This window comes from Alphaproteobacteria bacterium LSUCC0684 (assembly GCA_041228335.1).
Lineage (GTDB): Bacteria > Pseudomonadota > Alphaproteobacteria > Puniceispirillales > UBA1172.
Window position 1 is genome coordinate 372,923 of the sequence record CP166130.1, and the last position, 22,313, is coordinate 395,235.

Here is a 22,313-nt window from a genome sequence, read left to right on the forward strand (position 1 = left end):
GCAAAAGAGAAAGCAGGGCCTTACGCCATCATCCGTCCGAGTGGGCCCAGTCTTACCCCTTTGCGAAGTTTGCGGAAAGGAATGCTCTCCAGCTCACACGGGGTGAGACCCGGCGCCTTTGTGTTGAGAACAATGGTGCTGACGGCATCAAAATCTGCCCGGAAATGCACGGTACTCTTAACCACGATGATTGAAGCCTCCTCGGGCCTGACACCGATATGGGTGAAAATTGCCTGATCCAGGCATTGGCATCTCGTGCTGGAAACAACAACTCTTACATCGGCTTTCGTTTCCGCAATGCGCAGAAGAGCAGATGGACCAGCTTCGGCTACACTTCCGGCATACATCTCACCAGTGAAGGCAAAGCGGCCATCGCTTAACGCAAGGACTTCGACATATGTCTCAAATTGTTTGGCAAGAGGACCTGCTTTCCCGCCAAGCGCGGTACGAAATACAGCGCCAACCCCTTTTTCATGAGCTTGAAGCGCAACTTCAGGGTCATTAAGCATGCCAAGGATAACACCTTGCGCTTCAGCATCAACCAGCGCTTCGAGAATGCCGGTTGTATCGGACGTGCTGCCAGCACCGGGGTTGTCCTGCACATCTGCAAGAATAACGGGTGTCTTTTCTCGTGTGTTGATCTTAATGGCCGTTTCCACGGCATCGGCTGGATTGAAGAGAGAGACATCAAGTTGCGGCTCAGCATCCTCGAGATCTTTAAAAAGGTGGTTAGCGATCATCGCCGCTTCCTGTTCGGTTGTGGCGTAAGCAAGGATGGAAGGGCCGGCGTCATGGATATCGGCTGCCGGAAAACCGGTTGCAAGTTCCGCCCAGGATTGGGGTGGAGAGCTCATGGTTTTCACCTTGTCATAAATTGTCCGGAGTGGGTCTGCGCCGGTGTATTGGGCATGTAGGGGGATGAGATAAGATGACTGCCGGAAAGCCGGAAAAACCCTGCCGCCATCCATCAGATACCCGAGTACCTCAAAAGCCCGGTTGCCTGTTTCGGCCATGTCGAGATGAGGGTAGCTCCGGTACATGGTGATGGCACAAGCATGCTTAACCATCTTTTCCGTTACGTTTGCATGCGAATCAAGACTGATGACAAGGGGGAGTTCAGGCCCGGTCAAATCACGAATTCGGCCAAGTAATTCTCCCTCACCATCGTCATGGCTCATGGTCACCATTGCCCCATGCAGGTCAAGATAGATCCCATCCAATCCATGGGTTTTGGCAATTCCATCAAGGATACGCCCCGTGATGTCTTCATACGCCTCGTCCGTTACATGGGCACTTGGTTCAGCCGCGCACCAGAGGATGGGGATGAGTTCGTAATTATTGATTTTCCTTGCCGCCCGCATGAACCCAGCCAATGGCAACGATGTTCCCTCTAGGCCGCTGAAAACCTCTGGCCCTTCTAGAAGGCCTGGCCAGGAATCGGCCATCTCAAAATCGCTTAGTTTCGCCGTGGTTGCACCGAAGGTGTTGGTTTCATGCTGGAAGCCCGCAACTAGAACACGTTTAGGCATATTAAAGGCATCTCCGGATTTCAGAAGAAGTTGATTAATTCATTTCAAAAGACAAACGCAGCCAGACGTGTTCTGCAACAAAAAATAGCAGACTGAATGAATACCATGCTGGAATAAGGAGGTCCGAACAGACGATAAGATCAGGTCAGCTGATCGATATCTTCATCGGATAGATTGCCAGGTACGATCGTGATCGGCACACGGCACTGCGAGGCGCCTTTAGTTGTCAAATAGGTGATCAAGGGGCCAGTACTGTCGGCCTTGGTATCGGCACCAAGGATCAGGATGGAAATGTCTTCTTCTTCATTGATCAGATTGATGAGTTCTGATTTCGGGTCACCTTCACGCAGATAGACCATGGGGAATTCACCTGTCAGTTCTTGCACCCATTCGCTGTTTGCCCGAAGCAATTTTTCAGCTTCAGCCCTGGCCTCTTCGCGCATCAGTTCACCGACGCCGGCAAAATGCTGAAATTCGGCAGGCAGAATACAATGCATCAGGGCAATCTTGCCCTTTAGTCTCTTGGCTCTTCGGCAGGCATAGTAAAGTGCCTGGTGAAGCTCTTCGCTATCATCGACCACAACAAGAAAGACCCGAACAGGTTCGTTTGTAACAGCAGATGTCTTTTTGGACCTAGCCATGTTTTCTATCTTCTGAATGCTACGGCTGCCAACCAGCCAGAAGCTACCGCAAACACTATAGCAAAAATTCCATAGAAAGGTGCATATTCATGGGCAATATTATAAATCGTTGCGCTTAAGCCTGATTTGGCCACTTCCAGCGTTGAGATATCCTCGTTGACCATCACTCCGTTGCTGAAATGCATGACCCGGACTTCATACTGGCCCGGGATAACATTTGCCGGCAAGACAACATTTGTTCGGAACAGTACGCCCTCAAGCACCTGAATACTGCCCGGACGCTTATCCCAAAGTTCGGAAGTTTCCATATTGCGAATAAGCGCATCTTTCCATTCCTCGGCCTCACCTTCCTCAATGCGGCTTCCGGATGCCAGCGTGAGCGGAATATATTCATATCCAAGGCGGTTCTTCTGACGCTCTTCCGAGCTTGCAATTTCTTCCAGCGGCCGGGTGGAAAGAACATGATAGAAACTCGGGATACCAACCAGTTTGGCATTTTCCGTGTTAAGCCATATCCCGGCCACTTTGTCTTTTCGACGCAATGCCATGGATTTTGGAGGGCCTGAAATGACGATGGCTATCTGATCATTGCTGTTCTTGCTCAGTGCTCCGAAAAGCAGCAATTCCGTGCCGTTGAAATCGGTGGTAATGCCGACTTCTTTCTGGTCAAGGTCAGCCACCAAGGTTCCCTTGGCTTCGGCCGTGCTGGCGGATAGGGCAAGGCTGAAGACCATGATCAGCATATGCAGGATATAGGCTGGATGATATTTCATCGTAGAAACTCCAGCGAGAAAAGATCTTCGGGCATCAGTACAACATCAAGAAGCAGTTTGCCGCAAACCATCAGCACGATAAGTGCAAGAAGGCCACGCAATTGCTCCCCTTTAAGTTTTGCACCGATTCGGGTCCCGAATTGTGCACCGATCACTGCGCCAAACAGCAATAGTCCTGCAAGCAAGATATCCACCGTCTGTGTCTGAACGGATTGCAGGAAAGTCACGTTGGCGGTCACGAAAATGATCTGGAAAAGCGAAGTACCCACCACAACAGCCGTAGGCATGCCAAGCAGATAGATCATTGCTGGCACCATGATAAATCCACCGCCAACACCCATTATCGCCGAGAGAACACCTACAAGTGCTCCAACCATGAATGGCAGCAGCGCTGAAATGTAGAGTTTTGATTTCCGGAAGCGCATTTTGAAGGGAAGGCCGTGCAACCAATTGTGTTGATGCAGTTTGCCGCGGCGTGCACCCGGAAGGCGGGCACGCAACATGGCCCGGATGCTTTCAACCAGCATCAATCCGCCAATAATGCCGAGAAAGACGATAAAACTGATTTTGATGACAACATCAATCTGGCCAAGTTGCCGTAGGAGTGCGAATAGCGCAACCCCAAGGGTCGAGCCTGCAAGGCCGCCAGCAAGCAGAACAAGTCCCATTTTGATGTCAACATTGCCGCGCCGGAAATGCGCCAGCACCCCCGAAACAGAGGAAGCAACAATCTGATTGGCTTCAGTCCCGACGGCAACAGGTGCGGGCACGCCCAGAAAAATAAGCAGTGGAGTCATCAGGAATCCACCACCTACGCCAAAAATACCTGAGAGCATTCCGACCATGGCACCAAGGCCAATAATCGTGAACACGTTCATCGAGATTTCTGCTATAGGAAGGTAGATATACATGAATTGTCTTCAACATTCTTATATTCCAGTACTCCTAGCAGGTTTTTCCCGATAGCGCGAGCACTAAGGCTTCAATAAGGTGATAGTTTGAGCACATTTCTGGCCATACTGGGCACAAATGTTCATTAAGGCATCTTATGCAACACAGGATCATCATCATAAATTTGTGTCAGCAGTTCAATAATCCTCTCCACATTGGCGTCATCGATGGAATAGAATACCATTTGAGATGACCGTCTTGCTTTGACAATCTGTGCTCGTCGTAATCGGGCAAGATGCTGAGAGAGAGCAGACTGGCTCAAGCTCTGAAGAATATTTTCCAGCTCCTTGACGCTACGCTCCTCGCCATTGATCAGATGTGAGAGGATTTCAAGCCGCTGGCTGTTGCTCATGGCTTTCATTACGGTGGTGGCGCGACTACCGGATATATTGCCATCAACGATAGGCTTCCGGCGTTTCCGCTTGTAGGTTTTTGAGGGCTTGTCCATGGGAGTATTCCCCTATTTGTTCGTATCTGCATCTGGATGCTTTCTCCGGATTCAGATGTTTTCGATATGGGGAATATTCTCTTAGCTGTACCACACAGCCCCTAGACTACCAATAATACGAAAAATATATTAATTTACCTTTAATAGTTGAAAATTAATTGCGGATGTTGTTTGACTCTTAATCAGGTAAAATATCCATTGAGTGCAGTACCGGATGAAGCAAGAGAAAAGCATGACTTCAGGAAAACGAAAACAGCTTGACCAGTCAGTGCTCGCCTCATTAGTGCGGAAACTTGATGAAAAGGGTATCCCGGCGCAGGATTTTGCCATGCATATTGATGTAGATGGCACCTGGTATCATCAAGGTGCGCCCATAAAGAGGGACAGTTTGGTTCGGCTTTTCGCCAGTATTCTTACACGGCTAGACAATGGAGAATATTGGCTTGTCACGCCGGTTGAACGTGGCCGTATTGATGTGGTGGATGTGCCTTTTGTCATTACATCCATGGCCACTGAAGGAGAAGGCAAGGCCCGTGAGATCAGCTTTGTTACCAATATAGGTGATGCCGTGTCTCTAGGTCCTGATCATCCCCTGATCATTCGGGAAGGTTCGCGTCCTGATGAACCGAGACCATATCTGCTGGTGCGTGGAGGTCTTGAAGCTAGGCTTTCACGATCGGTATTCTATGAACTTGCCGAGATGGCTGAGATTGATGAAAACGGACAAGCCGGGATTTGGAGTGCCGGTCAATTTTTCTCGCTATCTTTACCGGTGGATAATGCTGGGGACCATCATGAGTGATTTGCCTTTTACCCTTAATAACCTGGCGGCGGTAATTCAGCCGACGGCTGATCCTCTTCCGGAAGGAAGGCGGGCATCAGCGGTTCTGATGGCCCTGGTAGAAGAGGAGGCCGGGTACTCAATTATTCTCACCGAGCGTTCACCAGACCTGCGCCATCATGCTGGCCAGATCAGCTTTCCCGGTGGTCAGATTGATGAGGGAGAGACGGTGCTGGACGCAGCTTTGCGTGAGGCCGAAGAGGAAATCGCTCTTCCTGCCCACAAGGTCGATGTTCTGGGGTTTTTGCCAGGTGTGGTGACCACCGCGAATTTTCACATTGCTCCGGTGCTTGCCATGGTGAATGCCAAAGTCAATCTGGTTCCAGCCGAAGCTGAAGTTTCTCGTATTCTCATCGAGCCTGTTCTGCCGCTGCTTGACCCTGGACGGCATCGTTCGGTCCAGCGAGAATACAAGGGGCAACGGTATCAATCTTGGGAAATCACGCATGAGCGGGAGTATATCTGGGGGGCAACAGCACGAATACTGGTTCAGTGGTCTGAGCGTATTCAGTCTAGACAAAACGGGCTTGCCAATTCTGACAGCAAAACAAAACATGAAAGGATGACAGCAACATGAGCCGATATCTGATCATCGGGCTTGCCGTGCTGGTTGGAGCTGTGCTTGGACTGCTGCTTGCAAAATATCAGCGCGGGCAGGAACAGGTTCTTGTCGAAGAGCATAAAAAAATGTCGTTATTGCCGTGGATTGCCGGTTTTGCCGTGCTCATCATCGGTCTTTTCCTGCTGGCAGATGGGCAAAGAGCTCCGAAAGATGCACAGTACAAACCTGCCACATTGCAGGATGGTGGGATACAGCCCGGGTCATTTGACGCCGCAACAGAGGAATAATATCCCAATTTCCATGACAGACCGGACCTTTATCAATCTGCGGGAAACCCTGCTCAGGCTTGAACTTCCGTGCCAGATTATCCACCTTGTCGCGGCGGCAGGTGGTGAAGCCAGATACGTTGGTGGAGTGGTAAGGGATCTTCTTGCAGGAATTCCGCTCGCGATGGATGCTGACATCGACATGGCGGGAACACTTCCCCCGGAGAAAGCGGCCCAGGCATTGAAAAATGCAGGGTTAAGAGTAATCCCGACAGGGATTAAGCATGGCACGATCACGGTGATGGCCGAGGGGAAGAATGCGCCAAAACAAAAAGTTGAACTGACGACGCTCCGTCAGGATATCAAGACAGATGGCCGCCATGCTGAAGTCGTGTTTGGTACGGACTGGGCCGCGGATGCTGCGCGCCGGGATTTTACTATCAACAGCATCTATGCCGATGCAGAAGGTCGCATTTTTGACCCTTTTGGCGGCGTTGAAGACCTCAATTCAGGCAAGGTACGATTTATTGGCGATCCTACGACGCGTATCAGGGAAGATTACCTACGGATGCTGCGGTATTTTAGATTTTTCGCTCGTTTTTCCCGTGGTGATGCGGATGAGGAGGCAATGGCCGCTATGAAGAGGGAAAGGGCCGGGTTAAGACAAATTTCCGGTGAAAGAATTGCTGCTGAAATCAAGGGTATTCTGAAAACAAGGTCAGTTGCCGCAATTGATGCAATGATCGCAACCGGCATTGACCAGGAGATTGTTGCGGGCGGTTTTTCCAATCAAAACTTTTCAAAACTCGTAGAATTTTCATCAGGTATTCCTCCAATTCTATTGCTTGGGTTTCTTGTCGGTGATGCTCCCCCCGATCTGGTGGCAGAGAGGCTTCGTCTTTCGAATGCTGAACATCAGCTCCTGCGATTAGCGATGGACAGTACCAGCATTAATGAATTAGAGGGCCAAATCTGGCAGCGTGAGGCGTGGAGCATTACCAAAGACAACCGGCTCGACACAAAAACGATCTCTTTTCTTTACTCAGTCTGGGCTATTCGCGTGCACGATAGAGTGGATATGCGTGTTTTTAAAAGGCTTCGAGACTGGCAGGTGCCGGTCTTTCCTGTCACAGGTGGCGACCTGATGGATCGAGGATTTCATGAAGGTGAAGCATTGGGCCAGGCACTTGCAACGCTTGAAGAATATTGGATTGACCAGGGCTTCAAACCTGACAGGGATGAGTTGCTGAATTCACTGGACGCCTTGCCATCAACACGATAGGACTTTTCCTCAAAATAGGGGTAGGGGCATGGGAAAACACGATCCGTCAGCACCAATCACGGAAACAGAGAGGACAACGCGACAGGAACAGACTGCCGAGTGGTTCAGAACCTTGCGTGATCAGATTTGTGATGCGTTTGAAGCGATTGAGAATGAATATGCTGCAGACCATCCTGAAGCTGGTGCGCCGGGCCGGTTTAATCGTAAATCTTGGGACAGACCTGAGGGCGGCGGTGGCATCATGTCACTAATGCACGGGCTGGTTTTTGAGAAAGTCGGGGTCAATATCTCCACTGTCCATGGCCATTTCAGCGAGGAATTTAAGGGCCAGATACCTGGTACGGCTGATAATCCGGCATTTTGGGCAAGCGGCATTTCTCTTGTAGCCCATATGCGGAATCCCTTTGTGCCTGCCGTTCATATGAATACCCGATACCTGAATACCGGTGGAACAGAAGGCAAGCGATGGTTTGGGGGCGGTGCAGACCTGACACCGATCATGCCCGATGAGGATGATATCACGGATTTCCATGCCCGACTAAAAACCGCCTGTGATGCGTATGATCCTGAATATTACCCGGCGTATAAAGCATGGTGCGATGAATATTTTTACCTTGCCCATCGAGATGAACCGCGCGGTGCCGGGGGTATTTTTTATGATTATCTGGATGAAGGTGATTTCGATGGGGAATTTGCCTTTACCCGTGAGGTCGGTCAGGCTTTTCTGGATATATATCCTTTGCTTGTTCGTCGCCGGATGGAAACTCCCTTTACCGATGCCGACAGGCAGTATCAGTTGATCCGGCGTGGCCGCTATGTTGAGTTCAATCTTCTATATGATCGAGGAACTGTCTTCGGGCTCAAGACCGGAGGGAATGTCGAAGCGATTCTCATGTCGTTACCGCCAGAAGTTCGCTGGCCATGAGAGAGATTACCATTGCCCTGTCCTGAACAGGCGGATTTAGGGACATTTGGTCGCACTGGCGCCTGATGACCATCATGCAAAGCATAAACAACTTGGTTTCAACCAGTCTACGCCGTATATTCTGGCCATAATTCTGTAGAGGTATTGTAAGGGGGAATCATGTCCGATACCGCCGAGAATAAAGGCCGCCGCGACTTTATTGTTGTTGCTACAAACACAATGATGGCCGTTGGGGCTGCTGCTGTTGCTTATCCATTGATCAATCAGATGAATCCGGCCGCCGATACCCTGGCGCTGGCCTCGATTGAAGTAGACATCTCCGGCATTGCCGTGGGTCAGGCTATCACCGTGAAGTGGCGTGGCAAGCCTGTCTTTATCCGGCGTCGGACTGATGAGGAAATCACCAAGGCGGCCCAGGTTGATCTCAATGACCTCCGTGACCCTGAAGCTGATACTGATCGGGTTCAGAAAACTGAACTGCTGGTTATTGAGGGTATCTGCACGCATCTTGGTTGTGTGCCACTTGGCCAGAAAATTGGTGAGGTCAAAGGTGATTACAACGGCTGGTTCTGCCCATGTCATGGCTCACATTACGATACTTCTGGCCGCATTCGTAAGGGGCCGGCCCCTGCTAACCTTGAAGTGCCGCCCTACAGCTTTGTGTCCGACAACGTAATCAAGATTGGTTGAGGGGAGTAAGACCGATGGAGATGCAGAATTTCAAGAACCCTGTTGTTCGGTGGATTGACCACCGTCTTCCGGTGTTCAGTTTCATGCACCATGAGATGCATGAATATCCGACGCCCAAGAATCTTAACTATCTTTGGAACCTTGGATCTCTGGCAGGCTTTGCACTGGTCATCATGATCATTACCGGGATCATCCTGGCCATGCACTACACGCCCCATGTCGATCATGCCTTTGCATCTGTTGAACGCATCATGCGTGACGTAAACCATGGCTGGATGATCCGATATATCCATATGAACGGGGCCAGTTTCTTTTTTATTGTTGTCTATATACATATTTTCCGTGGTCTATATTACGGTTCCTACAAAGCTCCACGGGAACTGCTATGGATGCTTGGTGTTGTCATTCTTCTTTTGATGATGGCAACAGCTTTCATGGGATATGTGCTGCCATGGGGGCAGATGAGCTTCTGGGGTGCAACCGTTATTACTAACCTGTTTTCAGCGATACCTGTCATTGGTGAAAACATTGTTGTCTGGCTTTGGGGCGGGTTTTCCGTTGATAATCCAACGCTTTCACGTTTCTTTGCCCTGCATTACCTGATGCCATTTCTTATTGTTGGGGTGGTGATACTTCATATTGTTGCCCTGCACCGGTTCGGTTCCAATAACCCCCTTGGGATTGACGTTAACGGCAAGCAGGACACCATACCTTTCCATCCATATTACACATCGAAGGATCTGTTCGGTGCAGTAGTATTTCTGACAATTTTTGCGTCAGCGGTTTTCTTCTACCCGAATTTCCTGGGGCATCCGGATAACTACATTCCGGCCAACCCGCTTCAGACACCTGCACATATTGTTCCGGAATGGTACTTCCTGCCTTTCTATGCGATCCTTCGGGCTATTCCTGACAAGCTTGGTGGTGTTCTTTTCATGTTCGGTGCTATCGCCGTACTGTTCGTCCTGCCTTGGCTTGACAAATCACCAGTGCGGAGTGGGCGGTTCCGTCCTGTCTTCAAGGTCTTTTTCTGGCTGTTGCTTCTGGATTGTATTCTTCTCGGTTATCTTGGGGCTAAGCCGGCGGAGGGGATTTACGTGATTCTTTCCCGGTTGGCGACAGGTTGGTATTTCTTCCACTTTCTGATTGTCCTGCCCGTTCTTTCCCTTGTTGAAAGAACACGCCCCTTGCCGCAATCAATTTCATCGCCTGTGTTTGGTGGCGGAGCGATGAGTGGTGCCAGCGCTGCTGTGAAGGAGAAGCCCAATGCGTAAATTCAAGATACTGGCACTCGGCCTTGCTCTGGTAGCAGGTGTACTTGCAGGTGCGCAAAATGCAGCAGCAGCAGGCGCAGGCGGGACAATAACCGAGCGTGATTGGACGTTCAGTGGTCCCTTTGGGTATTTTGACCAGGCGTCACTTCAGCGTGGGTTTCAGGTCTATCGTGAAGTCTGTTCCGGATGCCATGGTCTTGATTACATCGCGTTCCGGAACTTTGCCGATCTCGGGTATAACGATGATGAAATAAAGGCTATTGCCGCCGAGTTTGAAGTTGTCGATGGACCAAATGAAGAAGGGGAAATGTTCAACCGTGCCGCTATTCCTGCGGACCGTTATCCTAATCCCTACCCGAATGAAAACGCAGCTAGAGTAGCTAATGGCGGTGCCTATCCCCCCGATCTCTCCTTGATGATCAAGGCAAGGCCCAACGGGGCGAATTACCTCTACAGCCTTTTGACCGGCTATAGTGAGGCACCCGAAGGGGTGGCTGTCCCGGAAGGCATGCACTACAATTCGGCCTATAGCGGGCATATGATTGCCATGCCGCAGCCTCTATATGGTGATGATGTCACGTTGGCAGATGGAAGCAATGCTTCTGTCGAAGCTCTGGCGGCGGATGTTGTAACATTCCTTGCCTGGACGGCGGAACCGGAAATGGAAGCGAGAAAGCGGACAGGTATTGCCGCTATGGTCTTCCTTGTGGTGATGTGCTTTGTCTCCTATGGGTCCATGCGCTATGTCTGGTCGGACGTAAAGAAATAAGCCGTATTTGTTCAGGAAAAAAAAGCCCGGCCGAATGGCCGGGTTTTTTTATCGTCAGGATGTTTTTTCTATGACAAGATGTCTGCATCAGGCCACTCAAGGGGGATGGGGTGATGCAGAAACTGACCTGCGATGAATGCGGTGTGCAATTCAACTGCGGGTCTACGCCCGCTGGCTCATGCTGGTGCATGAATTTGCCAAATATGCGAGGTAGTTTTGATCTGGCGGGGAAATGTGTCTGCCCGAGTTGCCTGACCGAAGGCAAGGCGAAAGCCATCACCAAAATGCGGCGTGAGCGCAAGGCCGTACGCCAGAGCAATGCCATTCGCTAGAATAATGATGTGCTAGACGTTAAACCTGAAATGGAATACGTCTCCATCCACAACTTTGTAATCGGCACCTTCTATGCGAAGCTTGCCAGCTTCTTTAGCCCCGCTTTCTCCATTGCAGGTGATATAGTCTTGATAGGAAATAGTTTCTGCCCGGATGAAGCCGCGCTCGAAATCTGTATGAATAACCCCGGCAGCCTTAGGGGCTGTTGCACCATTTGACACGGTCCAGGCTCGAGCCTCCTTGGGGCCAACAGTGAAGAAGGTGACGAGATCAAGAAGTTGATATCCTGCCCGTATCATTCGGGCAAGGCCTGCTTCTTCAAGGCCGAGATCTGCAAGAAACTCGGTTTTCTCTTCCGCATCAAGAGAGATGATTTCGCTTTCGATCGCCGCTGAAACAATAACAAGTACCGAATTTTCAGCAGTAGCCTTTTCCTGTACGCGCTCGGTTAGAGCATTTCCGTTTGCGGCCGAAGCTTCATCGACATTGCAGACATAAAGGACAGGCTTGGATGTCAGCAACTGCAATGAGGGCAGGATGCGGGCTTCTTCTTCGGTCAACCCCGGGACCGCGCGTGCAGGATGCCCATCTGATAAACCCTTGTAGAGCTTTTCCATCAAGGCCAGCATGGCTTTGGCTTCCTTGTCCTGTCCTCGAGCTTTCTTGACGAGATTCGCCATTCTTTTTTCAAGCGAATCAAGGTCTGCAAGCATGAGTTCCGTATCAACTGTATCCGCGTCGCGCACTGGATCAACGGACCCATCGACATGTGTGATGTTCTCATCATTGAAACAGCGCAGGACATGAGCGATAGCGTCAACTTCTCGGATGTTGCCAAGAAACTGGTTGCCCAGTCCTTCACCTTTTGACGCTCCACGCACCAACCCGGCTATATCCACAAACTCTAATTGCGTTGGCAGGATCTGTGCTGATTTGGCAATCGCTGCAAGTTTTTCAAGCCGGTCATCAGGGACGGCAACGCGTCCGGTATTCGGTTCAATCGTGCAGAATGGATAGTTGGCGGCGTCCGCCGCCGCACTTTCCGTCAGCGCATTGAAAAGGGTGGATTTGCCGACATTGGGCAGGCCTACAATACCACATTTAAACCCCATCGGTTTCATCCCTTTCCGTTACTGTTTCAGATATAGATTTAGGCGCCGGGCAAAGACGAGCTACCGTAGTGGCAAAGGCGTTGGAATCCTCTCCAAGCAACAGTGAAAGTTCAGCGGCCATGGTGCGAAGAAGAGGATGAACCCAGGTTTCCTGCTCGTCTTTGGTGAAGTCCGACAACACATGGTTATCAACCATCTTGTTCGATGGACTGGCAAAAGGTGATCGCCCAACACCGATCCTTAGGCGGGTATAATTCTGGCCGATATGACGATCAATATCTCGCAGGCCATTATGGCCACCATGTCCACCCCCCGTCTTTATTCTGATTTTACCTGGTGCGAGATCAATATCGTCATGGACAACGATGAGATCATCGGTTGGTGTCTTGGTGAAATCCAGATGCTGTTTTATTGGCAGACCAGATTTGTTCATGAAGCTCAGGGGCTTGATCAGCATCAATCGGTTATGCTCAACCCGCCCATCGCTGATATCGGCATTGAATTTCCGTCGCCATGGTGAAAAAGTATAGAGTTGATGCACCGCATCAAGCAACATGAACCCGATATTGTGTCGGTGACCTTTGTAGGTTGTGCCAGGGTTGCCCAGACCAGCAAGGACGATCATTCAATCTCTCCGCTGGTCTGGCCGACAAGGCAGATCAGTCATCCGCACTTGCGTCGTCTTCACTCTCATCCACTGCAGGACCTTCGTCTTCAGCGGTTTCGCTTTCGGCCGAGGAAACGGTCGGAGCAGCAATAGTGGCAATGGTGAAATCACGGTCTGTGATGGTCGGTTCCACGCCTTCAGGCAGAGATACTGCACTGATATGGATGGAATCTCCAACAACCGTTCCTTCAAGATCGACTTCCAGATTTTCTGGAATACTCATGGCCGGGCAGTTGATTTCAACTTCATACCGGACAACGTTCAGCACACCGCCAGATTTGAGGCCTGGTGACTTTTCTTCATTAAGGAACACTACCGGCACGGAAACGGCAATGGTAGCTCCCTTGGCAATGCGGAGAAAATCCACATGCATGGGAACATCCGTTACAGGATGGAACTGAATGTCACGGGCCAGCACGTTGTTTTTCTCGCCATCGACATCGAGGTTGAGAATCTGGCTGAAAATTCCCGGCGTGCTGATCAGTTTGCCAAAAGCATTTGCATCCAGGTTGATGCTTAGGGGATCTTTACGGTCACCATAGATAACAGCAGGAATGAGTCCTGCCCTGCGTGCCGCACGGGCGGACCCCTTACCTGCCCGGTCGCGCTTGGAGGCGCTGAGCGTCATTGTATCTGACATGATTTTCTCCATCAAATGGGCCATGCCTCCAGGGGTGCATGGCTGGGTATGCCCCTATCTACTGGTTTGGGCCTTAAAAGAAAAGCAAAAAAACCAACTTCATACTGGTTTTGCTAGTTGAATAGCGAAGAAACAGAACGCTCTTCGTTAATCCGGAGGATAGCCTCACCCAATAAAGGGGCAACCGTCAGCTGGCGAATGTTTTTGGCGACTCGCATCGCTTCGGTCGCAAGAATGCTGTCGGTTGTCACCAGAGACGAAAGCGGTGAAGACGCAACCCGTGAAACTGCACCGCCGGAAAGCACCCCATGGGTCACATAGGCATCGACAGAGATTGCACCTTTATCAATGAGCGCCTGGGCTGCATTGCAGAGAGTTCCACCTGAATCCACGATATCGTCAACCATGATGCATCGGCGATCTTCAACATCACCGATGATATTCATGACTTCAGAAACACCAGCACGTTCACGACGCTTGTCAATAATTGCGAGTTCGGCATCCAGCCTCTTGGCAATGGCGCGGGCGCGCACAACCCCGCCGACATCAGGTGAAACTACGACAAGCCGGTCGTTGGGGTAATTCGTCTTGATATCATCAGTCAATACAGGGGCGGCAAACAGATTGTCGGTGGGAATGTCGAAGAACCCCTGAATCTGGTCCGCATGAAGATCCATCGTCAGCACACGGTCAGCACCGGCTGAAGTAATCAGGTTGGCCACCAGCTTGGCGGAGATTGGTGTCCGTGGACCTGATTTCCTATCCTGCCGGGCGTAGCCATAATACGGTATTACAGCGGTGATGCGGCGAGCTGAACCGCGACGGAGAGCGTCCAGCGTTACAAGCAATTCCATCAAATTGTCGTTGGCTGGATACGAGGTCGATTGAACAACAAAGACGTCCTCACCACGGACATTTTCCTGAATTTCGGCAAACACCTCCATATCCGCAAAACGACGGATATCGGCTTTCGTCAGTGGTTTGTCCAGATAAGCGGCAATGGCTTCAGCAAGCGGGCGATTGGAATTACAGGCCAAAATCTTCATCAGATCTGTATCCGCATTAAAAAATTAAAATTCTTGATAGCAATATGGCACCGTCTCGGCAAGGACTAGGTTGCAGTTTTGTTACATCAAAATACATGATGCGACTAGTCCAAGCAGAAAGAGGCCTAAAAAAATATAGAGATGAGGCATATCATTAACCTTTATATGGGGTTAGCCTTAATCGAGGCGAATCATTGTCATCAGTCGTCCGGTGTCAGGTAATTTCTGGTGTGTGGCCCGGCGATGGCTGAAAAACTTATGATCACTGTAAGTATCTTCATTGATTGCTGCTGATTCGACCCCGAGGCGGTTCAACTTTCCCATCACATATCCAGGCAGATTAAAACGAAATCGGGATGCCTCAGAATCAGCCTCAAAAAAGGCTTCAGCCCAGGATGTTGCTTCCATGACCTCTTCCCGCAGATCCGTGCCAACCTGATAGGATGGCTGCTGGATGGCCGGGCCGATAGCAGCGCGGATCTGTGCGGCTTCTGCCCCAAGGCTTAGAAGAGCTTTGATTGTTTCCTCAACAATGCCATCGACCGCTCCTCGCCAACCAGCATGGGCGGCACCAATAACACCATTTTTTGCATCAGCAAAAACGATGGGCACGCAATCCGCAGTCAGAATTATCAGTGTCAGACCTTTGCTGGAGGTCACCAGCGCATCACCATCTCGCCGTTGATCATCTCCGGGGCAGGCGGTTAGAGCGATGGACGAATGGATCTGGTAAAGTCCCATCAACGTATCATCACTGCCGCCAATGGCGTTGGCGGCGCGGGACCGGTTTGCTGCAACATGGGTGGCATCATCCTTTGAGCCCAGACCACCATTAAGGCTCTCATAAACGCCTGTACTTACCCCGCCATGACGGGTGAAGAACCCATGCCGTATGCCAGGAAGATCGACAAGCGGGTGGGTGAGATAAGGCGGGAATTGATCGTTCATTACCATACATTGCCACAGAACTCAGAATCCGGCTACCGGCGATGTGATTTCAGCCGGCAGAATGGCCATAACCTTGAAAACTCTGCCCATCTGGGCCGGACTTGTCAGCCGGTCAACGGCAGCGGCAATCTGTCGACGTATGGCAGGGGGCTGACCTAGGCCAAGCTGTTCTGCGCGCTGAAACAACCCGAGCTCTTTGAGAAAACTTCCCTGGTCAACTGGTCCAAGAACATGAGCGCCAACACCAAGGGCAGAGGTGCGGATTGCTGCAAAATCAACCCATGCAGAAAGATCGGTAATACCCGGCTTGCTCAGAACATCGACAGGCCGGTGGCTTCGGACTGCCTGAAGGCTGTCGCCGAAAGGCGATTCCTTACCATAATCGATGATGAGCATAGCCCCTCCGTGCTGGGTGATGTGACCTGCAAGTCTCTCGGTTATCTTCACGGCATCAGGGCAGATTTCAGCAATTGTCCCGGGCTGTTGTAATGGCAGATCAAGAGTGGCCGGGATTTCATTTTCCGTGAAGGCAAGTTGATCTTCAAAAAGAAATATTTGACGCTCGTGCCAGCGGGTTCTACGGCTGATATACTGGCGGATGGGCAGGGCATCGAAAAATTCGTTAGCAACCAGCAATAGGGGATGAGCTGGTAATTGGGCTATATCCCCTTTCCAGGAAGGTGTCGCATTGCCGACTTTACCAAGTTTTTTCTGTTGAGCTACTTTCAGCGCCGGGTTGATTTCAATCATTTGAACCGGCCAAGTCAGCCCCTCGGCAACCACGGCAAGACTGCGAAGGATATCGGCCATCAAGGTGCCTCGCCCCGGGCCGAGTTCCATAAGAAAGGCGCCTTTGTCGCTGCTTTCGGGTAAGATGCGCTGATTGCATGCTTCTTGATAAAGCCAGAGACCGATAAGCTCCCCAAACATCTGTGAGATTTCCGGTGCGGTGGTGAAATCGCCTTCCTTGCCGATGGGGATAGAGGAGCGGTAATACCCATGTTCGGGATGAGCAAGTACAAGAGCCATGAAACGGTCGACCCCTATGGGGCCTTCCTTTTTAATCAATTGACGGAGAACTTCCTCAAGTGGTGTTCCGGTCATGCTTGCTTCCGTCGTGAATAAACAATCATTATCACACCGATGATGACCATTGGCAGACTAAGGACCTGGCCCATGGTCACAGCATTGATCAAAAACCCGATCTGCTGATCTGGTTCACGGAATAATTCAACGAGGATGCGGGCCAAACCGTAACCTGAAAGAAAAACCCCGATCATCAATCCCGGGAATTGTCTTGCCCCACGACGGTAGAAAATCTGAAGAATGAAAAATAGTACCAGACCTTCCAGTCCGGCTTCATAGAGCTGACTTGGATGGCGTGGGGCATCGCCTCCACCAGGAAAGATGATCCCCCATGGCATATCGGTTGGTCTGCCGTAAAGCTCAGCATTGATGAAATTCGCAATCCGACCAAAAAAGAGCCCTATTGGAGCAGCAAGAGCGATCAGATCGCCAAGTGCCAACGGGTTGATACCATGACGTCTTGCCACTGCAAGGATCGCCAGGCCCATTCCGATCATTCCACCGTGAAAAGACATCCCGCCGTGCCAGACCATTAAAATTTCAATCGGTTGGCTCAGGTAGTAATCAAGATTGTAGAACATCACATACCCAAGCCGGCCACCAAGGATGATGCCAATCACACTGGCATTGATAAGTGCATCAAGCGGGGCATGGCCCACAGAATCATTTTCATTGGCGGTCAATCTTTTTAGGTACTGCCAGCCAAGCAAAATTCCGGCCAGATAGGCCAAGGCATACCATCTGACCGCAAGAGGTCCGATCGAAAATAATACAGGATCGATCAACGGAAAGGGGATGGCCGCAAAATAAGGTTCAGGGAATTGACTGGGCTGCATCATCAACATGGTGGCATGTGCTGGTGGTGAAATATCCCTATATCATACCTCATAAAGTTTCTGGGTGAACAGTAATCCTGGCAAATTTCACAGAGTGATTCGGCCTTGGATGATGATCTGGGTTGCCTGGATAGACAACCCTCATATTTTAATGGTGACCATGCCTCAGGGTTGCTTTTCTAAGGTCCATGATGATGGATTGTGCGAATCGCGATGATACCTTTGCTTTTTTCAGAAAAGACATAAAACCACAAGACTATGTGGTCGGGATAAGAGATATTTACTAAATATTGTGTTTACTGCCGCGCCTTTGTGGGAGAATATTGAATAAAGGAGTTCGTCATGGACGTTCGTATTCCCCAATCTACACTTCCCCTCGGCAATCCCATCGAGTTGATGGAACAGTTTGTTGATGCAAATGACTGGCGTTTGCATCACGCCAGCCCGGATGAGATTAGCGTTGAAGTGCCGGGCAAATGGTCTGATTATCACCTGACGTTCACCTGGCAGGATAAACATGATGCACTTCACGTCAGTGCAGGCCTTGATATATTCATCATTGACCAGCAGTTGGATCAAGCTCGTGAAGTTATCACGCGGATCAACAGCCAGATCTGGCTTGGCCATTTTGATCTGCTGCCGGATGATGGATCGGTTCTTTTCCGTTATACACTACCCCTCAGGGGAACGGGTGGTGCAACGCCCGAACAAATCGAAGACCTCATTGATATTTCTCTTGGTGAATGTGAGCGGGCATATCCGGCCTTGTTTCAGATCGCCACCGGTGTAGTATCGGCCGAGATGGCGGTGGATACCGCATTCCTTGAAACCGCCGGTACGGCCTGAATAAAAGAAACAAAAAGACCATGACACATATTCTTCTCGCGGGATGCGGAAAAATGGGGACAGCTATGCTCACTGGCTGGCTCAAAAATATGGATGAAAGCATTAGGTTTTCCGTGATTGACCCGGCGTTTGATGGAACGCACCCTATGGCTGGTCAACCCAAGGTTACGTTCAGTAATAGCATGAATTCGGATATGACATCACCGGACATGATTGTGCTTGCCATAAAACCGCAAATGATGGCCGAGGCATTGCCCCCGCTCATCAAGGTAAGCCGGAGAGATACTGTATGGCTTTCAATAGCCGCCGGAATTTCCGTCCAGTGGCTCAAAGATGCAATAGCTGAAGATGCACCGATCATTCGGACCATGCCCAACACTCCCGCTGCTATTGGTCGCGGTATTACCGCTATGTTTACCGGAGAGGGTGTTCCTGTTGAAATGGCTGATCTGGCAAGGGCATTGCTTTCGGTCATCGGGCAGGTAGTAATCCTCGATGATGAAGATGATATGGATGCGGTAACAGCCGTATCTGGTTCAGGGCCTGCATATGTATTTTACCTGAAGGAAGCGCTCGAAGGGGCGGCAATCAATGCCGGCCTTAAGCCTGAACTTGCAGCCGAGTTGGCAGAACAAACCATCGTTGGTGCCGCCGCATTGTTGGATCAGAGTGAAGAAAGCGCAAGTCAGCTTCGGGTTAATGTGACAAGTCCGGGAGGAACAACGCAGGCCGCTCTGGACGTGCTGATGGCTGAAGATGGTCTTCTCAGCTTGATGAAAAAAACCGTTCTGGCAGCAAGGAAACGTTCACGGGAACTTGGCAATTAGCCATGGAGTGCCTATCTCTCTTCTGAAAGGTATGGGCATGACTGAGACTACGAAAAATATAGATGCGACCCGCCGGTTGGCGGGGGAAACTGGACTAGCGCTCCTCAACACGCATCCGTTTGAAACACTTACCCTCGATGAGGTTGCCACCGAAGCCCGGATTGATGCTGGATTACTACATCGCCTTTTCACTGATATGTCGGTGCTGGTTGATCAGGGAATTCGCGATATGGATGATAAAATAATCTTCGGTCTTGCTGAAGATTTTGCTGAAGACCCCGAAGCAAGTGTGCGGGAAAAGATCCTAGAAGGTCTGATCGTTCGCTTTGAAGCCTATGCGCCTTACAAGATGGCAATCAACCATCTCAACAAGGCATCCTGCAGGAACCCGATCTTGGGTGGTATGCTGATCTTGCGCTTGAATCATGCCATGCATTCACTTCTGCGGCTCGCAGGTGGAGCTGGCGACGGCCTGACCGGCATGCTACGTGTCAAAGGTCTTTCTGCTGTGGCGCTGACCTGCCAACGTGATTGGATGAAAGACGAGACATCAGACCTGGCGGCAACATCCCGTGCCCTTGACACAAGACTGAAGCAGGCAGAAAGCCTTGCTGTTTCTTTCCGACTTATCCCGGATGACCGCGAGAGAGGAGATCATGGATCTAGCCAGTTTTGAAGATTTCATGAAGATCGATATACGTCTGGGCACGATCACGGCAGTGGATGATTTTCCAGAAGCCCGCAAGCCAGCGTGGAAACTTACGATAGATTTCGGAGCAGAGATTGGGACCAAAAAGTCATCGGCTCAGATCACTGATCATTACACCAAAGATGACCTCATCGGCCTTCAAGTCATGGCGGTGGTCAATTTTCCACCCAGGCAGATTGGGCCGTTCATGTCCGAAGTGCTGACACTTGGTGTTTCGGATGAAAAAGGACGCGTTATCCTGCTCGGTGTGGAAAAGCCTGCGCCAAATGGCGCCAGGATGCATTAGATCGGCAACTGAAGTCGTGCTCGTAGTCCGCCCATAGGTGAGTCGCTGAGTAGCAACAGCCCTCCATGGGACAGAGCAGCGTCATTAGCGATTGAAAGACCAAGCCCCGCACCTTTACTGCCACCTTTAGGGTCAAGTTGAGTAAAAGGACGGAGAACACCAATCCGGTGTTCTTTTGGAATTCCGGGGCCGTCGTCATCAACGAGTATCTGAATCTGCTCCTCATCGCGTTCGATGCTGACTTCCGTTCGGCTACCGTAACGGATGGCGTTGCCGATCAGGTTATCGATAGCACGGCGGATCAGCCTTGGACGGAGTTGAATAGCGGGCACACTTGTATCAGGCGTGGTCATCACAAGGACAGTATCGGGAAGATTGAAGCCAGCAATGCTGTCCTTGACAATTTCGGTCACGTCCCGACTTTCCATCTGCTCGGCTACGGCGCTATTGGCAAAATCAATATAGCCCGTGATCATGGCTTCCATGTCGGCAATATCTTTTTTCAGACCGGCCTTGTCTTCGCTTTCCGGGATGTACTGAAGTTGGAGTTTCATCCGAGTGAGTGGTGTTCTAAGGTCGTGGGAAACCTGGGCCAGCATCTCTGTGCGTTCAACAAGTTGGCGCTGAATACGCTGATGCATGGCCTGAAAGGCCCTCCCGGCAAGCCGAACTTCACGGGCACCTTCAAGCCGGTAGTCCGGCGCCGGGCGGCCGAGACCAACCTGGCGAGCTGCCTTGGCAAGTCGCCGGATCGGGCGCACTTGCCCACGAAGAAAAAGCAGGGCGATAGCAAAGAGCAAGACCGAAGTGCTGACTGTCCATAATATCACCAGCCAGGATGTGCTGCTGAAGATGCGTTTCCGACTGGATTTTATCTCAAGCACCCCATCGGGAAACTGGACATGAATGGACACCAGATCATCATTACGATGCAAATCAAGCACATAAGGATTGCCCAGTCTGCTTTCGAGAGACTGATGGAGCATATCGCTGGCATAAGTATAGGGAGCGTTTTCAATTCTCGGCAGGATCGCTTTCTCATGCCAGGCAAGATTAAAATAAAAATATTTGCTGGCAAAGGCTGCTGTTTCATTAAAGCCGACCTTGCCCTGATCTACGGCAAAGCGGTCTACGATGACATGAATGTCTGATGCAAGATTACCGGCCATATAGCGGGTGACGGTATCCCAGTGTCGTTCATAGAAAATCAATACCGTAACAATCTGCACCAGGATCATCGGTGTCAGGATGATCAACAGCATCCGGCCAAACAGTGTTTTCGGCAGTATGGTATTGGCTTTCATCAGGATCCTTCCCCAAAGGATTTATCTGTCTCCAGCACCCATCCCTGTCCGCGTGCAGTAACAAGATAGATCGGCCTGCCTGGATTGGGTTCAAGTTTGCGACGCAATCTAGCAACGGCAACATCAATGCTCCGGCCTTCCATCGTGCCCCCAAGCATAGCTGAAAGTCCCTCCCGAGATAAGACCTTGCCGGCGTTTTCCCCAAAGCAAGAAAGCAGTGCTTTTTCAGATGAGGTCAGATGTCGGCGTTGTCCTCCTGTCATTAGAAGCTGGCGGCCAAGATCAAAATGATGCGGGCCAAAATGGACGATCCTGCTTTCTCCGGATGTGGGAGTATCTGGCGTGGCCTGTCGCCCCAGAATATTTCTTAGCCGCAGGGCAAGCTCAAGCGGCTCAAACGGTTTGGTCATGTAGTCAGCGGCGCCGCTTTCAAGACCGTGCAGACGTTGACCTGGCTCTCCCATCGCGGTAAGCATCAGGCAGGGTGAGGACATGCCCGAAGATTTAAGGTCCCGGACCAGATCAAGGCCGCTTTCCCCGGGCATCATGACATCAACAACCAGCATATCGAAATGCATGCCTTCAAGCCGTATGCGGGCTTCTTCTGCAGAAGCTGCGGTGGTTACAAGAAAGCCCTGTTCTCGTAAAAAACGTCTTAAAAGTTCACGCAGGCGATTGTCATCGTCAATCACCAGAATGTGAGGGTTTTCTATCGAGGTCAT

Annotated in this window: 27 protein-coding genes; 13 read left to right on the forward strand and 14 right to left on the reverse strand. The window is 50.7% G+C overall.

The window, feature by feature from the left end; translation table 11 throughout:
- Positions 1–20 precede the first annotated feature (20 nt).
- The 5 genes from AB8880_01765 to AB8880_01785 all read right to left on the reverse strand — a co-directional run bounded on the left by AB8880_01765 (position 21) and on the right by AB8880_01785 (position 4,342).
- Positions 21–1,529, reverse strand: a complete 1,509-nt coding sequence (locus AB8880_01765; GenBank protein ID XDZ66146.1) for a M81 family metallopeptidase — start codon at positions 1,527–1,529, stop codon at positions 21–23.
- A gap of 140 nt (positions 1,530–1,669) precedes the next feature.
- The gene (locus AB8880_01770) at positions 1,670–2,170 is read right to left on the reverse strand and encodes a universal stress protein (protein ID XDZ66147.1); all 501 of its coding nucleotides are present in this window, start codon (positions 2,168–2,170) and stop codon (positions 1,670–1,672) included.
- Between the two features lie 5 nt (positions 2,171–2,175).
- Complete coding sequence (locus tag AB8880_01775; GenBank protein ID XDZ66148.1) at positions 2,176–2,943, reverse strand: TIGR02186 family protein; 768 nt, start codon at positions 2,941–2,943, stop codon at positions 2,176–2,178.
- A complete protein-coding gene (locus tag AB8880_01780) occupies positions 2,940–3,854 on the reverse strand; it encodes a sulfite exporter TauE/SafE family protein (GenBank protein XDZ66149.1) in 915 nt (304 codons plus the stop codon). Before AB8880_01780 ends, AB8880_01775 begins: the two co-directional genes overlap by 4 nt.
- Positions 3,855–3,979: 125 nt before the next feature.
- On the reverse strand, positions 3,980–4,342 hold the full coding sequence (locus AB8880_01785; GenBank protein ID XDZ66150.1) for an ArsR/SmtB family transcription factor: 363 nt from the start codon (positions 4,340–4,342) through the stop codon (positions 3,980–3,982).
- A gap of 202 nt (positions 4,343–4,544) precedes the next feature.
- Here AB8880_01785 and AB8880_01790 point away from each other — a divergent pair, with 202 nt between their 5' ends.
- The 9 genes from AB8880_01790 (at position 4,545) to AB8880_01830 (ending at position 11,283) form a co-directional block, all read left to right on the forward strand.
- Positions 4,545–5,144: a DUF1285 domain-containing protein gene (locus AB8880_01790; protein XDZ66151.1), complete on the forward strand. Its 600-nt coding sequence runs from the start codon at positions 4,545–4,547 to the stop codon at positions 5,142–5,144.
- Entirely contained in the window at positions 5,137–5,760 is a 624-nt protein-coding gene (locus AB8880_01795; GenBank protein ID XDZ66152.1) for a CoA pyrophosphatase, read from the forward strand. Before AB8880_01790 ends, AB8880_01795 begins: the two co-directional genes overlap by 8 nt.
- Positions 5,757–6,032, forward strand: coding sequence for a hypothetical protein (locus tag AB8880_01800; protein ID XDZ66153.1), 276 nt, complete (start codon positions 5,757–5,759; stop codon positions 6,030–6,032). The genes AB8880_01795 and AB8880_01800 overlap by 4 nt, the downstream gene beginning before the upstream one ends.
- A 13-nt stretch (positions 6,033–6,045) precedes the next feature.
- A complete protein-coding gene (locus AB8880_01805; GenBank protein XDZ66154.1) occupies positions 6,046–7,293 on the forward strand; it encodes a CCA tRNA nucleotidyltransferase in 1,248 nt (415 codons plus the stop codon).
- 28 nt (positions 7,294–7,321) lie between these two features.
- A complete protein-coding gene (hemF, locus tag AB8880_01810; protein XDZ66155.1) occupies positions 7,322–8,218 on the forward strand; it encodes an oxygen-dependent coproporphyrinogen oxidase in 897 nt (298 codons plus the stop codon).
- 159 nt (positions 8,219–8,377) lie between these two features.
- Positions 8,378–8,908 carry a ubiquinol-cytochrome c reductase iron-sulfur subunit gene (gene petA / locus AB8880_01815; GenBank protein ID XDZ66156.1) on the forward strand — a complete coding sequence of 177 codons (531 nt, stop codon included), beginning with the start codon at positions 8,378–8,380 and terminating at the stop codon, positions 8,906–8,908.
- A 14-nt stretch (positions 8,909–8,922) separates the two neighbouring features.
- Positions 8,923–10,182, forward strand: a complete 1,260-nt coding sequence (locus AB8880_01820) for a cytochrome bc complex cytochrome b subunit (protein ID XDZ66157.1) — start codon at positions 8,923–8,925, stop codon at positions 10,180–10,182.
- Positions 10,175–10,951, forward strand: a complete 777-nt coding sequence (locus tag AB8880_01825) for a cytochrome c1 (protein ID XDZ66158.1) — start codon at positions 10,175–10,177, stop codon at positions 10,949–10,951. Before AB8880_01820 ends, AB8880_01825 begins: the two co-directional genes overlap by 8 nt.
- Positions 10,952–11,064: 113 nt before the next feature.
- A complete protein-coding gene (locus AB8880_01830; GenBank protein ID XDZ66159.1) occupies positions 11,065–11,283 on the forward strand; it encodes a cysteine-rich CWC family protein in 219 nt (72 codons plus the stop codon).
- A gap of 12 nt (positions 11,284–11,295) precedes the next feature.
- Here the strand turns inward: AB8880_01830 and ychF are convergent, their stop codons facing one another.
- The 7 genes from ychF to lgt all read right to left on the reverse strand — a co-directional run bounded on the left by ychF (position 11,296) and on the right by lgt (position 17,619).
- Positions 11,296–12,396, reverse strand: coding sequence for a redox-regulated ATPase YchF (gene ychF, locus AB8880_01835; GenBank protein XDZ66160.1), 1,101 nt, complete (start codon positions 12,394–12,396; stop codon positions 11,296–11,298).
- The gene (gene pth / locus AB8880_01840) at positions 12,386–13,021 is read right to left on the reverse strand and encodes an aminoacyl-tRNA hydrolase (GenBank protein ID XDZ66161.1); all 636 of its coding nucleotides are present in this window, start codon (positions 13,019–13,021) and stop codon (positions 12,386–12,388) included. The genes ychF and pth overlap by 11 nt, the downstream gene beginning before the upstream one ends.
- Before the next feature lie 34 nt (positions 13,022–13,055).
- Positions 13,056–13,703: a 50S ribosomal protein L25/general stress protein Ctc gene (locus tag AB8880_01845; protein ID XDZ66162.1), complete on the reverse strand. Its 648-nt coding sequence runs from the start codon at positions 13,701–13,703 to the stop codon at positions 13,056–13,058.
- Between the two features lie 113 nt (positions 13,704–13,816).
- Positions 13,817–14,749, reverse strand: a complete 933-nt coding sequence (locus AB8880_01850; GenBank protein XDZ66163.1) for a ribose-phosphate pyrophosphokinase — start codon at positions 14,747–14,749, stop codon at positions 13,817–13,819.
- Between the two features lie 177 nt (positions 14,750–14,926).
- Complete coding sequence (pgeF, locus tag AB8880_01855) at positions 14,927–15,697, reverse strand: peptidoglycan editing factor PgeF (GenBank protein XDZ66164.1); 771 nt, start codon at positions 15,695–15,697, stop codon at positions 14,927–14,929.
- Between the two features lie 21 nt (positions 15,698–15,718).
- Positions 15,719–16,801, reverse strand: coding sequence for a class I SAM-dependent methyltransferase (locus AB8880_01860; protein ID XDZ66165.1), 1,083 nt, complete (start codon positions 16,799–16,801; stop codon positions 15,719–15,721).
- Positions 16,798–17,619 carry a prolipoprotein diacylglyceryl transferase gene (lgt, locus tag AB8880_01865; GenBank protein ID XDZ67091.1) on the reverse strand — a complete coding sequence of 274 codons (822 nt, stop codon included), beginning with the start codon at positions 17,617–17,619 and terminating at the stop codon, positions 16,798–16,800. The genes AB8880_01860 and lgt overlap by 4 nt, the downstream gene beginning before the upstream one ends.
- Positions 17,620–17,961: 342 nt before the next feature.
- Between lgt and AB8880_01870 the strand changes: the two genes are divergently transcribed.
- From AB8880_01870 to AB8880_01885, 4 genes are all read left to right on the forward strand, one after another.
- Positions 17,962–18,465 (forward strand): YbjN domain-containing protein, encoded by a 504-nt coding sequence (locus AB8880_01870; protein XDZ66166.1) that lies wholly within the window; start codon positions 17,962–17,964, stop codon positions 18,463–18,465.
- 89 nt (positions 18,466–18,554) lie between these two features.
- Complete coding sequence (proC, locus tag AB8880_01875; protein ID XDZ67092.1) at positions 18,555–19,292, forward strand: pyrroline-5-carboxylate reductase; 738 nt, start codon at positions 18,555–18,557, stop codon at positions 19,290–19,292.
- Positions 19,293–19,329: 37 nt separating this feature from the next.
- Positions 19,330–19,968, forward strand: a complete 639-nt coding sequence (locus AB8880_01880; GenBank protein XDZ66167.1) for a hypothetical protein — start codon at positions 19,330–19,332, stop codon at positions 19,966–19,968.
- The gene (locus AB8880_01885) at positions 19,949–20,287 is read left to right on the forward strand and encodes a tRNA-binding protein (GenBank protein ID XDZ66168.1); all 339 of its coding nucleotides are present in this window, start codon (positions 19,949–19,951) and stop codon (positions 20,285–20,287) included. Before AB8880_01880 ends, AB8880_01885 begins: the two co-directional genes overlap by 20 nt.
- On the opposite strand, the gene AB8880_01890 is transcribed toward AB8880_01885, so the two are convergent.
- Both AB8880_01890 and AB8880_01895 read right to left on the reverse strand, forming a co-directional pair.
- Entirely contained in the window at positions 20,284–21,591 is a 1,308-nt protein-coding gene (locus tag AB8880_01890) for an ATP-binding protein (GenBank protein ID XDZ66169.1), read from the reverse strand. The genes AB8880_01885 and AB8880_01890 overlap by 4 nt on opposite strands.
- Positions 21,591–22,313, reverse strand: a complete 723-nt coding sequence (locus AB8880_01895; GenBank protein XDZ66170.1) for a response regulator — start codon at positions 22,311–22,313, stop codon at positions 21,591–21,593. The genes AB8880_01890 and AB8880_01895 overlap by 1 nt, the downstream gene beginning before the upstream one ends.

Excerpts from the sequence above, each read along its gene's own strand:
- AB8880_01820 (XDZ66157.1), top strand. The coding sequence starts at position 8,923 with ATGGAGATGCAGAATTTCAAGAACCCTGTTGTTCGGTGGATTGACCAC.
- lgt (XDZ67091.1), bottom strand. The coding sequence starts at position 17,619 with ATGCAGCCCAGTCAATTCCCTGAACCTTATTTTGCGGCCATCCCCTTT.
- AB8880_01805 (XDZ66154.1), top strand. The coding sequence starts at position 6,046 with ATGACAGACCGGACCTTTATCAATCTGCGGGAAACCCTGCTCAGGCTT.
- AB8880_01825 (XDZ66158.1), top strand. The coding sequence starts at position 10,175 with ATGCGTAAATTCAAGATACTGGCACTCGGCCTTGCTCTGGTAGCAGGT.
- AB8880_01895 (XDZ66170.1), bottom strand. The coding sequence starts at position 22,313 with ATGACCTCGATAGAAAACCCTCACATTCTGGTGATTGACGATGACAAT.
- proC (XDZ67092.1), top strand. The coding sequence starts at position 18,555 with ATGGATGAAAGCATTAGGTTTTCCGTGATTGACCCGGCGTTTGATGGA.
- AB8880_01795 (XDZ66152.1), top strand. The coding sequence starts at position 5,137 with ATGAGTGATTTGCCTTTTACCCTTAATAACCTGGCGGCGGTAATTCAG.
- pth (XDZ66161.1), bottom strand. The coding sequence starts at position 13,021 with ATGATCGTCCTTGCTGGTCTGGGCAACCCTGGCACAACCTACAAAGGT.
- AB8880_01770 (XDZ66147.1), bottom strand. The coding sequence starts at position 2,170 with ATGGCTAGGTCCAAAAAGACATCTGCTGTTACAAACGAACCTGTTCGG.
- AB8880_01885 (XDZ66168.1), top strand. The coding sequence starts at position 19,949 with ATGGATCTAGCCAGTTTTGAAGATTTCATGAAGATCGATATACGTCTG.
- AB8880_01830 (XDZ66159.1), top strand. The coding sequence starts at position 11,065 with ATGCAGAAACTGACCTGCGATGAATGCGGTGTGCAATTCAACTGCGGG.
- AB8880_01845 (XDZ66162.1), bottom strand. The coding sequence starts at position 13,703 with ATGTCAGATACAATGACGCTCAGCGCCTCCAAGCGCGACCGGGCAGGT.
- pgeF (XDZ66164.1), bottom strand. The coding sequence starts at position 15,697 with ATGAACGATCAATTCCCGCCTTATCTCACCCACCCGCTTGTCGATCTT.
- AB8880_01860 (XDZ66165.1), bottom strand. The coding sequence starts at position 16,801 with ATGACCGGAACACCACTTGAGGAAGTTCTCCGTCAATTGATTAAAAAG.
- AB8880_01800 (XDZ66153.1), top strand. The coding sequence starts at position 5,757 with ATGAGCCGATATCTGATCATCGGGCTTGCCGTGCTGGTTGGAGCTGTG.
- petA (XDZ66156.1), top strand. The coding sequence starts at position 8,378 with ATGTCCGATACCGCCGAGAATAAAGGCCGCCGCGACTTTATTGTTGTT.
- AB8880_01880 (XDZ66167.1), top strand. The coding sequence starts at position 19,330 with ATGACTGAGACTACGAAAAATATAGATGCGACCCGCCGGTTGGCGGGG.
- AB8880_01870 (XDZ66166.1), top strand. The coding sequence starts at position 17,962 with ATGGACGTTCGTATTCCCCAATCTACACTTCCCCTCGGCAATCCCATC.
- hemF (XDZ66155.1), top strand. The coding sequence starts at position 7,322 with ATGGGAAAACACGATCCGTCAGCACCAATCACGGAAACAGAGAGGACA.
- AB8880_01850 (XDZ66163.1), bottom strand. The coding sequence starts at position 14,749 with ATGAAGATTTTGGCCTGTAATTCCAATCGCCCGCTTGCTGAAGCCATT.
- ychF (XDZ66160.1), bottom strand. The coding sequence starts at position 12,396 with ATGGGGTTTAAATGTGGTATTGTAGGCCTGCCCAATGTCGGCAAATCC.
- AB8880_01765 (XDZ66146.1), bottom strand. The coding sequence starts at position 1,529 with ATGCCTAAACGTGTTCTAGTTGCGGGCTTCCAGCATGAAACCAACACC.
- AB8880_01780 (XDZ66149.1), bottom strand. The coding sequence starts at position 3,854 with ATGTATATCTACCTTCCTATAGCAGAAATCTCGATGAACGTGTTCACG.
- AB8880_01890 (XDZ66169.1), bottom strand. The coding sequence starts at position 21,591 with ATGAAAGCCAATACCATACTGCCGAAAACACTGTTTGGCCGGATGCTG.
- AB8880_01785 (XDZ66150.1), bottom strand. The coding sequence starts at position 4,342 with ATGGACAAGCCCTCAAAAACCTACAAGCGGAAACGCCGGAAGCCTATC.
- AB8880_01775 (XDZ66148.1), bottom strand. The coding sequence starts at position 2,943 with ATGAAATATCATCCAGCCTATATCCTGCATATGCTGATCATGGTCTTC.